Source organism: Pseudomonas sp. LSJ-87 (assembly GCF_032971465.1).
Classification (GTDB): domain Bacteria; phylum Pseudomonadota; class Gammaproteobacteria; order Pseudomonadales; family Pseudomonadaceae; genus Aquipseudomonas; species Aquipseudomonas putida_Z.
In genome coordinates, this window is the sequence record NZ_JAWJYQ010000007.1 from 154,088 (window position 1) to 165,881 (window position 11,794).

General features: G+C 52.9%; 10 protein-coding genes and 1 pseudogene. 4 read left to right on the forward strand and 7 right to left on the reverse strand.

Translation table 11 applies throughout. The features are described from left to right. Nucleotides 1-460: 460 nt before the first annotated feature. A complete protein-coding gene (locus RYH74_RS08320; protein ID WP_317409242.1) occupies nt 461-1,459 on the forward strand; it encodes an abortive infection family protein in 999 nt (332 codons plus the stop codon). Nucleotides 1,460-1,815: 356 nt separating this feature from the next. Here RYH74_RS08320 and RYH74_RS08325 read toward each other — a convergent pair whose 3' ends face one another. The 6 genes from RYH74_RS08325 to RYH74_RS08350 form a co-directional block, all read right to left on the reverse strand. Continuing rightward, complete coding sequence (locus tag RYH74_RS08325; RefSeq protein WP_317409243.1) at nt 1,816-2,517, reverse strand: HEPN domain-containing protein; 702 nt, start codon at nt 2,515-2,517, stop codon at nt 1,816-1,818. 249 nt (nt 2,518-2,766) lie between these two features. Next, nucleotides 2,767-3,318: a hypothetical protein gene (locus RYH74_RS08330; protein WP_317409244.1), complete on the reverse strand. Its 552-nt coding sequence runs from the start codon at nt 3,316-3,318 to the stop codon at nt 2,767-2,769. A gap of 43 nt (nt 3,319-3,361) precedes the next feature. Beyond that, nucleotides 3,362-4,534, reverse strand: a complete 1,173-nt coding sequence (locus tag RYH74_RS08335; protein ID WP_317409245.1) for a phospholipase D family protein — start codon at nt 4,532-4,534, stop codon at nt 3,362-3,364. Nucleotides 4,535-5,181: 647 nt separating this feature from the next. Continuing rightward, the gene (locus RYH74_RS08340; RefSeq protein ID WP_317409246.1) at nt 5,182-6,402 is read right to left on the reverse strand and encodes a hypothetical protein; all 1,221 of its coding nucleotides are present in this window, start codon (nt 6,400-6,402) and stop codon (nt 5,182-5,184) included. 214 nt (nt 6,403-6,616) lie between these two features. Continuing rightward, nucleotides 6,617-7,366, reverse strand: coding sequence for a hypothetical protein (locus RYH74_RS08345; RefSeq protein ID WP_317409247.1), 750 nt, complete (start codon nt 7,364-7,366; stop codon nt 6,617-6,619). 131 nt (nt 7,367-7,497) lie between these two features. Continuing rightward, nucleotides 7,498-7,692 (reverse strand): hypothetical protein, encoded by a 195-nt coding sequence (locus tag RYH74_RS08350; protein ID WP_317409248.1) that lies wholly within the window; start codon nt 7,690-7,692, stop codon nt 7,498-7,500. A gap of 183 nt (nt 7,693-7,875) precedes the next feature. Here RYH74_RS08350 and RYH74_RS08355 point away from each other — a divergent pair, with 183 nt between their 5' ends. Together RYH74_RS08355 and RYH74_RS08360 are read left to right on the forward strand one after the other, a co-directional pair. Next, the gene (locus RYH74_RS08355; protein ID WP_317409249.1) at nt 7,876-8,559 is read left to right on the forward strand and encodes a metallophosphoesterase; all 684 of its coding nucleotides are present in this window, start codon (nt 7,876-7,878) and stop codon (nt 8,557-8,559) included. Between the two features lie 123 nt (nt 8,560-8,682). Next, entirely contained in the window at nt 8,683-8,970 is a 288-nt protein-coding gene (locus RYH74_RS08360) for a hypothetical protein (RefSeq protein WP_317409251.1), read from the forward strand. Nucleotides 8,971-9,370: 400 nt separating this feature from the next. On the opposite strand, the pseudogene RYH74_RS08365 reads toward RYH74_RS08360, so the two are convergent. Next, a pseudogene (locus RYH74_RS08365) lies at nt 9,371-9,624 on the reverse strand (IS30 family transposase); the annotation flags it as partial. Nucleotides 9,625-10,246: 622 nt separating this feature from the next. On the opposite strand from RYH74_RS08365, the gene RYH74_RS08370 reads away from it, so the two are divergent. Continuing rightward, nucleotides 10,247-11,794: retention module-containing protein (locus RYH74_RS08370; RefSeq protein WP_317409252.1), on the forward strand; the 1,548-nt coding region annotated here is incomplete at its 3' end.

An 11,794-nucleotide genomic window follows, 5' to 3' on the forward strand; every position in this document is an offset into this window, starting at 1 on the left:
TGGTCGCGTGGAAGCAGCGTTTCGCACCTGGCAGGCGCCATTCAAGTCTCGGAGAGATGATCCATTTGTGGTGGCCAATGGCCTTCTCAAGCGGCTCTGACCTTGCTAGTATTCCCGTCGCAGCTACCCCCAAGGATCTCTAGTACCGCCGCGCATTCAACGTGCACTGCTTCGCATACGGAGTGTGAAGGCGCTCAGCAGCCCGCTGAGGACGGATGGAGAAACGGATCATGAGAAATCGTGAGAAGGTAGTGCCTGTAAGGCAATACGAACGTTTCCGCCTTGGTCGCTGGGAAACGGTGTGCAACCACCGTCGCTCGCTTCCACAGCGGTAATTTCTAAAGCCTTAGGGGGTAGCTGCATCCCCTTATTTCTCCCTTCTCATGCGGCTACACATCTCTCCTAGGTACTGCTCTACGCCTAGATAACGCCAAGTCTTGCTGCTAGTCGGGAACTTACCTTGACCATAGAGTCAGAATGCTTCGGTAAACATCAGGGGGCGCTTAGGTTTGGAAGCTGTACCGCTCTTTCACTTTACCACCAGCAGGATGACAATGTGTTAGGGAATATCTTCAATGTATTTTCGCGCAGGAAGGAAAACCAATCGGTTGCCAGGAAACCGCTGACCGCCGAGTTCAGACAGCGGACGCTTATGCTATTACGTGACGTCGGTGATGGGAGCCTGCACGAAACTCTCGAATACTTACATGGTAAGCTCGCATACCTAATTGGCCGAGTACCTTTGAGCCAGAAGAATGTAAATTCTGTGACAGAGGATGCCGTTGAGTTTCTCCGCACCTGTAGTGACGCCCATTTCCTCGATGCGGTGGAGTACATTCTCCACACAGACTCCCACCCGTGCTTGCGGGGTCAACAGAACGAAGTAGTGGGCCGGCTCAACGAATTTATGAGCATCGATGACTTACCCTACTTCATAACAAAACAGGTCTGGGAGTCTAGTGAAAGTGAAGACTTTCGCCTTAGAAGCAGCTGGATAATTGAAGAGTCCAAAGTCATATCCAAGGATAGCCAAGTCATCCATGAGATGGCTTTTGAACCTGCGCTTCAGCTCCTTCGCCAACCTGCATTCCGCCACGCGAACACCGAATTTATGGCTGCGCTCGAGGATTTCAGGCACCACAAATTTGGCGACTGCGTAACCAAATGCAATGCGAGCTATGAAAGCGTTATGAAGGTGATCTGCGGCCAGAAAGGCTTTGAGTACTCTCAGGGTGATACCACTTCGAGGCTGTTAAAGTCGATCATGGGTAAGACTCAAATGGACAGCTTCTGGGAGTCGCCTCTGCTCATTGTGGGCACGCTCAGAAACAAACTAGGCTCTGCCCATGGGGCAGGGGAGAATGCGAAAGTCGTACCTGAGCATGTCGCAAGGTACACTTTGAATATGACTGCTTCCGCAATCGTATTCCTTCACGATCAGGCCTACAAAGGCAAGTAGTACCGACCGATCCCGCCGATCAAAATAGCTCCGATGGGCACCGGTACCAAATCTGGATTCAGCGCCGAATGGTATTAGGCAGGCCTTTTGCTACAAGGGAAGGGATGATCCAAGCACTTACAAGCCTCAGTTTGGAGCCTTTTCCCAGGTGCGGCTTCAAGGGCAGCGCTTTAAGGTGTTGGGGAAATCAGCCCGATCTCTGTAAGAGCTCTGATACCCTCTCGGTATGTCAGCGCGCAGAGTAGTTGCGCCTTTTTGACGACGTATTAGTAGCCTTCGGTAGCCTAGGTTGATCCATGCGAAATCGATACTTTACATGAATTGAATTTTCTGGGTTAAGTTATATGACACGCCGCTTAATCAAATGTGTCGATTCTTTCTTGAATTGCGTCGCTGAATCGAGTAATTAGATTAAAGATTAAGTTATATACTTTAATCACGGATTTTGGTGTTAAGATGTCCTTTGATCCGTTTATTATCCCGTTGTTGTGTGTGTAGGCATTTCTAGTACGCAGCAGGGCTTGACATAGGGCGTCAGGAAGCTTAGGGATGTCCATGTCGAAAAGTGACTTTACTATGCGGCTGATCTGATTAGGGTCGTGTAGCGTTTTGGTTCTAAGCTTATTTCTGATTGATTCCTGATTCAGCTGTCCTTTAATTTTTAAGTATCCTCGATCTGCAGTTGTTAATGAAGGCCATCTGGAAATTGCCGATTCTAGTAGGCTGTTATTGCTTAAAATCGCATCCAGTATATCGTGAATGCATCCTTCGTAGGCTGAAATTATACCGCTACAAATTATTCCGGTTAAGAAGTTTGTGGGTTCTTCTGGTTTCGATTCTAGGGTGGCAAAGCTTAGTGAGAGTGATGACATGTTTTCATGAAAGGTATTGAGTATATCCATCATTGCTAAGCACAGGTCTATTGCCTCGTCCGCCTTAATTAATTCTGCATTGAATTGGTGGTGCTCCCTCTCGAGTTCATCAAAAAGTTTTTCAAAATCATCGTCAGGTATTTCGTCCGGGATTGTGCAGTCTTTTTCAACGTTGTTCTTTGTCATCTTTTGGTCGGCTTTGTTGAATAGTTGATTGGTAGCTGTATTTTTTGCTCTTTTGTAAAAAATTTTCTTTGCGCTTAGAGTGATCTCTGACGCTGCTGGTGTGTGTGACGGCAAAGAAGTTCCTGCGATAGCAGAGAGGCTATCCGGGACACAACCCCTAAACCTGCCTTCCCTCTTCTAGCAAGCGGTACCTAGAGGCGTACACAACTTGCAGTGAGTTTTCCACTGAATGGTAGGTTGGGCCACACTCTACTTGCCACGACGCTTCGACATCTCTCCGACGCTCTGGCTAAGCGACGCGAGTGAGCGCTGGATGACCGCGAAGCCCCCGTGCGCTTCTGCATCTGCTGCCAAGGCTTGTTCGTTTTCACGGAGGTCAAGCAGCGACTTCTGCGCAGCAGCAGACAACCCAGTGTCGGGTGAACGCATACAAGACACCTTAAGCAGGTGGTACAGCCGGTCTTCATTGACCGTCGCTCGTTTCACATGGTGGCGAAGTAGTCCAGAGACGAAGAAGAGCATCAACACGAAGCCACTGAGCATGACATACCCCAAATTGTGTTCCGCGGCCAAATTTGTGAAGTCCACGGGTGAGGGCTGTTCCATTCCAGCTGACTTTGCGGCTGTGATTGCTCCAGCGGTAGTTTGGAGGAGCTGAATGAGATAGCTGCCAAAGGCTAGCGAGCCAATGAACACCATCACGGCGAAGAAAAGCATCGTGAAGAGGTGAACTCTTGCTCGAGATCTATGAAACCGCAATGCGTTCCGAACCTCCCGGATAACCGCTTCAAGATCGTGCATAGGGACTCCTTGTGACACGAGTGTTATTTGGCTGATCTGAGCGTCAATTTGCCGTATCTGGATTGCGGTGGCGCCAGATTACGGCATCAAGCTCGGCCAGGTTTTTAGCTGGGTATTTTTTGGCACGGCTTAGGGCGATGCGGAGCAGGCGAGCTGAGCGGATGTAGTTGGCCCCCTGAGTCGCCCCCCTGACTTTTGAAACACCTGTCCCTTGCAACCAATGACGAATAGGGGAGTTGAGGACGTAATAGTCATCCGGAAAAAATTGACAGAGCATTTCTGAAAACAGGGCTCCTCGTGTGCTTACCCCTTCGGTCGCTAAGCGATCAATCTCAAGTCTCACCACTCGATCCCGAGAAATTTCGGAGGCGTCTAATACGCGCACTACGCTTCGAGCGAGCTCTTGAAAATTGCTGCTTCGGCCCTGGCGCTCCCAGCCCGCCCCTTGAAAGCGATTCCCCTTGTAGTAAGACCAGAGGCTGTTAAGTGTGTCGTAGAATCTCAAGCTGTCGCTGTCGTTCCAATTCTTTTTCCCCGAGGCAGTGCGGAACGCCGATTCCAGTTTTGCGCGGGTTGTAGCGAACTGAAGCATTTGTTCTCGACGTCTTTTCAGGACATCCTTCAGACCAGAGAGAACATGCGGATCTGGGAGTACCAGGTCATATACGCCTCCGTTATCGCCTTCGTCGTTTTGGGCCGGGCGTTTAGGTTTAGGAGGTTGTATGGCCTCTTGATAGCTGGCAAGCCAGTTGGCGTCCAGCGTTGCACAGTTGTGAGCGAGCCCCTCGATCCACTCCTCTGCGGCTTTGAAGCTTGTCTTTGAAATCAGTGAAAAGCCGTTTGCTTCGTGGTTCGATGAGAAAGCAGCTTTAGATAGATTCGACGAGCCCACAAGCGCATAGCACGACCCACCTAGCTCACGCCAGAACATAGCCTTTGGGTGGAAGCCTTCGATGCCCTCAGCAACTAAAAACTCCTCGTGCCACTTTTCAGGGAGCCATGTGAGCACCTGTAGACAGGCAGCCTTGCGTGTAATGCCAAAATCCTTCCCCACGATGAAGGTGAAGGTCTCGCACTGCTTTCCCAGCTCCTCCTGGATATCCCAATTAGTCAGATACGCGCTGACGATATAGAGGTGCGTCGACCTGCGAAATGCGCGTCTGTAGACATCCGCGAGTGTCGATTTCGATCTATCAGGTAGCAGCAGTAAATCCATTCGGTGTGCATCCATGGCTTTTGATTGACAGTGGAGGGGCCTTGCAACGTGAACCGCAATGGTAGGCACCGTCCGCCGAAGGCGTTCGAACCTGATCTCATGGGGTGGTCGCAGGGTGATGGCATCTGGCTATCTATGGTGGGGTGCTAGCTGCATCTTTTCAAGCATGCGATATGAGGGGGAGGACTTTGCAGCGGACGCCGGCGTAAGGCCCCCTGACGGGCATAATGCTGCGCTAAGAGCATGTGAGATGCACCAGGCGCTACGTGGAGATGGGTTTTGAGATTTCACTGACGTCGCCTGGACTGCAGGTGCGAGGTAGGTGAGCCATTTTGAAACGGGAGGCCATGCTGTGTTACGAGCATGTCTCCCGTAGACTGATTGATGGTGCTTCTACTTATCCCGACCGGGATGCTCCAGAATCGGTCTCGCCGATGGAGCCGAGTCGAGTAAATGCCGACTAAATGTCAACGAAACCGTCTCCGCCGCACCAGCTGCATTCATCCTCCTCAATTTCACCTTCTCCATAGCATGTATGGCACTGGCCGTAAGGGTTCTCGTCATTAGGGCACATACCGGTGCCTTCACAATCTGGGCAATCGATGACTACATTGCGTCCACGGCCCCCGCACACTGAGCATACTGACCTAGTCATGGAGGTCACCCTGGATAGGGGTGTTCGACATAATGTGATTGAGGAGATGGAGCATGCGCCTGTTTTTCCAGATTTCCCTAGCTGTCGGATGGCGCTGAATTGCTCTACGTATTGCGGCGACGGTGCCCTGTTCGACAGGCGAAGAATAAGCGTCCGATCCGCGAAATAGCTCATCGAGCTCTTCCGACCATCCCTCATATCCTTTCAGTGATGCAGCAGCATAAATTTCCAGCAGTTCAATGGTTGCTTGAGCCGCAATGCTATCGTCATCGGTGCGCGTGATGGTATCTATCCTACCTTTGGCTCGCATGCGGCAAAGCATCTCCACGCTGCTTTCCTCTAGGAGCTCGGCTGGATTATTTTCCAGCAAATGCCAAACGTGTTCAGCTACTTTGGCGCCGTATTCTGTGTACTCGTCATCCTTGAGATGGTACGAGCACGTTTGGGCTAGGTGTAGCCCAGCCACGACGTGACCATGGGCCCAGAGCATTTCAAAGACTCTCACCCCCTGTCTGATGCTTGCGGGGGTCTCTTTGTTAACCAGTTTTACGGCAGCGATGCCAAGGTTCTCAGTCAGCAAGCGGAACAAAGTAGGCATCTGGTTCACGCTGTACCCTGAATAGAAGTGCTGAACAACAAACGCCAAGGCTTTTGAGACATCCCTTCGGACAGGAATTGCAGCTGACGTGCAGGTGTCCTCCATAAGCTGTGCGAGTCTCATCAACTCGTCAGCATTGAGCTCCGAAGGCGTCAACAAAAATTCAAAAAGGTAGTCGTTCTCTTTTGCAGTGGGCTGCCAGGCGGCAATGAACGCTCGGCAGTGTAGCAGCAGGTCTATAGGAGAGGACTTAGGGTCAGTCGCGAAATCCGTGTGGTCTACTACTATCTTGTGCAGGCGCTCGGCTTGCTCATCCCGCCGGGTGCTCAGCTGACTTGGTGTCAGCTCTTCGTCGAGAAGTATTCCGCAGTTATCAAAATCGCTGAACGACTGCAAACCAGCAACTAGAGCGGTGATCAGCCTGAACGCAGGCCAATGCTTTTGCCCCTTTTTAAGAGGAGTCTCTTGTCGGGCTTGTTCCTGTTTCCCAAGCACTATCGCCGCTGAATCGACTAGGCGGAAGAAACCAAATTCTGAGCTATTGAGGTATCGAAGGCGTTCTGCGCGAGACGCAGCTAGCTTGCGATCAAGGAAGGAAGGTGAGGGTTTGTCCATTTCTTGCTCCATACCAAAACAGAAAAAAGCGCATGAGTACGCTTAAATTAGGTTTGGCACGTTGCGCCAGATGGCGCTTTCATGGACGTGCGATCGCGGAAGCAAAGCTAAAGGTGTCGCCCGCTAAAGTCAAGAGCGAGCGATTCAAATCCACAACAATTCGGCCCAATCCCTTTCCAAAACAATCTATGTGAAGGTCGGTACGGCTCAGCGGTCAGATCGTAGATTCAAGATGCGGCCGTGGGAGGCTGGCTAGCCTGACCTTAAGGTCTTTTACCAAGTTATCGACCTCAATCGTAAGTAGCTTCAAGGCGTCAGCAGTTGAGCCCATTCCCATCACCCGTGAGATTCGAGAGCTTTCGTTCTCGTAAAATTCCTGAAGCTTGCTGGCTTGTTCCGAGCTAGTGAGTGCTTGCGTATCAAGCTGTGCCTGAAGTCGCAGCATTTCTGTGCGTGCGTGTTCAAGTGCCTTCTCAGAGTCAGCGTTGTTCATCTCGACCATGGAGATGATGCCCTTAGCACGCATGTAGAATCGGACGATCTGACGTGATGTCTCCGGGGGGAGTTCAGCTAAGCACTCAGGCGCAGAGTCAAAAATTGGGAATGGATTCTGGCCGATCGGAAACACCGTGACGTAGGGGGATCCCTCCTCAAGCTCAAGGAGATCCTTTGCGTACTCGGCTGAATAGACTTCCCAGGCAGTCGATACCTCTACCAGAATCAGCTGGCTGGTATTGAAGACGATGACCTGCCTATCAATGTGAGCCTTCTGGTCTGCTATTTCACGTGAGTTTTTCGCAGCAAGCTCGGTACGTAAAAAAGTCTTGTGCGTGGCTTTCATTGTGAAATATCCACCAATCAGAGCACCGACCATCGCATGCACGAAAGGACTGGAGATTACGTCAGTGACCGCATCCCAAGCTATTTGAAGAATCATTTCTTTACCTTTTATAAACTCGAACATTCAGCATCCTGCGATGCTCGTTGGCATCCACCCCAAAGGGGCGCAAAGCTTCGGTCATCCCCGAAGGGGCTTGTTGTCAGGCAGGGAACGCCGAAGGAGTGTAGCTAACAGGGTGACGCTACCCTGGGCCATCACTTCACGCTCGCGGCTACCAACTCAGCGATCCCATTACGCACTGCATTTACGTTGGGCCAGAGCTTGCTGATGATCGTGGTTGCTCCTCGTTCAACATCCCATTTGGCTAAATCCTCAACTGCGGCGAGCAGGGCATCTTGGTTCTGGCTCAGGCGTTCGAAGACTCCTGCTGTTGTCCGTAGCTCTTCCATGGTTCGCATGTCCATGTGATGTATGTTGAAGACGTTGTATCACGCTTTTGCATCTGCAAGAGTAGGATCGGTTTCTGGTTGATAACCTGCCCCGTTTGCCGGGTCTGAGCCGTCGCCAAGGCTACATCGTCGAAGGAGTGACCTATGCACGATTCAATTGAAAGCTGCAGCGGAATATAAGAAATGATTTGGTTTCTCGGCGACGTCCACGGGCGCTTTAATCATGTCATCAGGCAGGTAAAGCTCCATCGCCCCGAGGCAGTGGTGTTCCTGGGTGACCTTGAATGCAGTTTGCCCCTGGACATGATCCTGCGTCCGATCCTAGAGCTGACAGAGATCTGGTTCATCCATGGCAACCATGACACGGATCGTCCAGCCTACTGGCATAATCTCCATGGTTGCGGCCTTGCCGAACGCAGCCTGCATGGCCGGGTAGTGGAGATTGCTGGCCATCGCATAGCAAGGCTGGGTGGCACGTTCGAGTCGCAAGTCTGCCTACCAGGTAGCCCTGATACCGGTATCCAGAATTACGGAGACCTCCTTGAACGCCTGGCACTCAGGCCTCAGCCCGCTGACATTGTTGCGACGAAAAAGCAGCATGCTCTTTCAGCGATCTATCCAGACGACTACTTCACGCTCGCTATGGAGAAGGCGGATATTCTGATTTGCCACGAGGCTCCCAGCTGCCACCCGCACGGCTATCCAGAGATCGATGAACTCGCCCGTGCAATGGGCGCAAAAATGGTTGTGCATGGACATCATCATGATTGCCTGGATTACAGGTCAGAGTGGCCCATGCTCGGTTTTGAGGCTCATGGCGTGGCATTCAGATCCATAATGGCCATCGACGGCTCGGTCATCAGTTAAGGCTTAGTATCTGCACGGTGCCGCAAGCTGCCTGGGGATAGCCATCGGCGTTTCGGGCTCGAAGAGCCCGGCTGGATCGTCGCGAAGCCTTCTATCCTGAGCTTGTAGGGTAGGGGCAACCAGTTGCGTCAGGTGATCGTCGCGGAGTGGGGTGTGTGCATGAAGGTCGGTGAGTTGATTCAGCTGCTGCAAGCGTTCGACCCGGAGATGAAAGTCCTGATAGCACGCTCGGATACGGGCCTGGAGGACGTGGTCGCGTGCTATGACAATCTGGTTTGCCAAGGGCGGGTAGCTGGGTACGACCAGCTTGATGAGTACGTTCTGTCAAAGGACGCAGACGCAAGCACTACTGAGAAAATGATCGTGATTGATATGTGCGAGCGCCTTGAGGACTGCCAGAACAAGCAGTGAGCGCTGAATCGCTGGCTGCCTCGATCAAAAAAACCGCCGTAGGGAGTGGCATTATTTGTCCTTTGTCTACCTGCCTAGATGTTGCGCTCCACATTGAGTCGGACTCTCACATCAACGGAGGCTATCGAACTTGGAGAGGGTAGGCCTAGCTGGAGTCGATAGGGCAAGCATGCATCTGACTGCACGCTTGCCACGCCACTGAGCAATTGCGGAAAAGGCCCGGATTTGTTAGGCTTAATGGACATTAGCGGTAAGGGATTAAGAACGCCAGAATCCCTGAAAAGGGGGAGGGCCTTGGATAACGGTTCGAATCTCTACGCTTCCGCCACCATTCCTCATTAAAGCCCTGATTATTCAGGGCTTTTTTGTTTTCTGTGCCCTTGCCCCTTCGCCCGGAAGCAAGCCCCTGGCCTCTCTCGCGAGGCAGATGGACGAGCACTGTGAATCGGGCTGAGCGCTCAATCAGCGTTCCAATTGCAGAACGGTTCAGGCCTATGAGCTTGCCGCTTGTTCACGTTTGAGGGCCTCTCGTGCCTGAATCTAGAGAGCCTGACAAATTGCTCCCTCACAGAGCGGCATAAACTTATCGTCCGGAAAATCGATCGGTAGACGGTTGATAATCTATTCGGGTGACCAGTCGTTGACGCATTTACGATAACTATGCGCGCCAGTTCCCGCTGGATTGTTAAGGGGTTTCGTAAACGACGGCGAGCAGTTCTACGCGCGACAATATTTTGTGCTCGGAGCAAGCCAATATCTTGTCGGGCCGCGAATGTTAAATCTCTTCTCTGGATGCAGCGGACTCGCAAGATGCTGGGGAACAAGCACCCGATGTAAAAAGTTGCAGGTCTGTCGGCTTACCTGAACAGGCATGAAGCTGTTTCAAAACCTGACACTTTGGGCAGGCTTCGGGCTGCCCCGGAGGGAACTAGGACAAACGGGATAGAGGAAACGAGTGACGCTCGCATTTATCTTTCTCTATAGCCGCTGGTACCAATGTTTCAGATTGCGAGTAGGGTGGCTGTAGCTTGCAGGTAGAAGCAAAAAATATCTTCTTTAATATCGAAATGTCATTAGGCCATTATTTGTTTTGTTGTTTATTATTGGGTAACTGATATCAATAGCGGTGTTATATAAAGGTTGAATCACGAAGCCTGATAGTTGGCGTCAAAAAATAAACACTAATAAAAATAAACCATCCTTGTAGCCAGCCGACAACACTCGAAGCATGGCCGAGCATGGAAGCCAATCGCACACGTTACCCGGGAGAGCCGCCTTGAGCATCGCCATAGTCAAAAGTATTGTTGGCCAGGTAATCGCCATTTCCCCAGAGGGCACCCAGCGTGTGCTTGTGGAAGGGGATCGAGTGTTCGCGGGTGAACAGATCCAGACCGGCCCTGGTGGTGCGGTGAGCCTGGAACTGGCCGATGGGCGCATCCTCGACTTGGGGCGCGACACCCAGTGGAGTGCCGATGCCCCAGATAGCGTGGCCGACTTGAGCGCCGCCACTGCGCAGGCCGCACCATCCGTTGACGAGCTGCAACAAGCCATCGCCGCCGGCGCAGACCCGACAACCGCACTCGAAGCGACCGCGGCAGGCCCAACCGGGGCAGGTGCGAACCCTGGTGGCATCGGGGGCGGCCACTCGTTTGTGATGCTTGAAGCAGTGGGCGGGTCGGTCGCCCCTACCATTGGTTTCCCCACCGGGCCACTTGGCGTTGCTGTTGAACCGGCTCGGGATTTCGTGGGCAATTCAACACCGGCACAGCAGGCGCCAGTACCTGAGGCACAACCCGAGCCTCAGCCCATTGCGGCCACGCTGACCCTTAGCAGCAGCAAGGTGCAGGAAGGGGGGCTGACCAGCATCACCGGTACCCTGAGCCAGCCGGCAGGCAGGGATTTCACGGTAACCCTGAGCAATGGCCAGACGTTGTCGTTCAAAGCCGGTGAAACGGTCGCAACGACCGGTGAGTTCGCTGCCCAGAGCGATGATGTGTTCCAGGACGGTGAAATCCAGAACATCACCGTCACCAATGCGGGCGATCATGGCTTTGGCAGCCTCAATACCGGTGCAACCTCTACCCTCACTGTGACCGACACCGTCGATACCGTGAGGGCCGAGCTGAGTATCTCGCCGAAACCGGCAGTGGAAGGGCAGGCGGTGACTTACACCATTACCCTGACCGGTCCTGCCGGTGCCGATTTGACTCAACACGGTGGTCTGTCCATCGCCCTGAGCAACGGCGAGGTGATCAACATCCCTGCGGGCCAGGTCAGTGCGTCGCAAACCGCTAACCTGGCGAACGACGTCTATGTGGGCAGTAGTGCTCCGAGCATCGCTATCTCTGGGATCACCGAGCAAGGCACCGGCAAACAGGTCTTTGAGAACCTGGTCAAAGGTGAACCGGTGACCCTGCAGATCACCGACGAACCAGGCACGCCAGGCAACCCTGGCATTCCAGGCACGCCGAATGGCGGCGATGAAGTGACGCTGACCCTCTCCGGCAATGCCGTGCAGGAAGGCAATACCACGACCATCACCGGCACCCTGAGCCACCCGGCAGGCCAAGCGTTCACCGTCACCCTGAGCAACGGCCAGACCCTGACCTTCGCCAAGGACGCCACCACCGCGACCACTGCACCGTTCGTGGCACAGAGCGATGACGTATTCCGTGACGGCGAAACCCAGACCATCAGCGTGACGAATGCGGGCAACCACAACTTCGAGAACCTGAACACCAGCGCGACCACCATCGTTACGGTGAGCGACACCGTCGACACCGTGAAGGCCGAGCTGAGCATTTCGCCGAACCCGGCGGTGGAA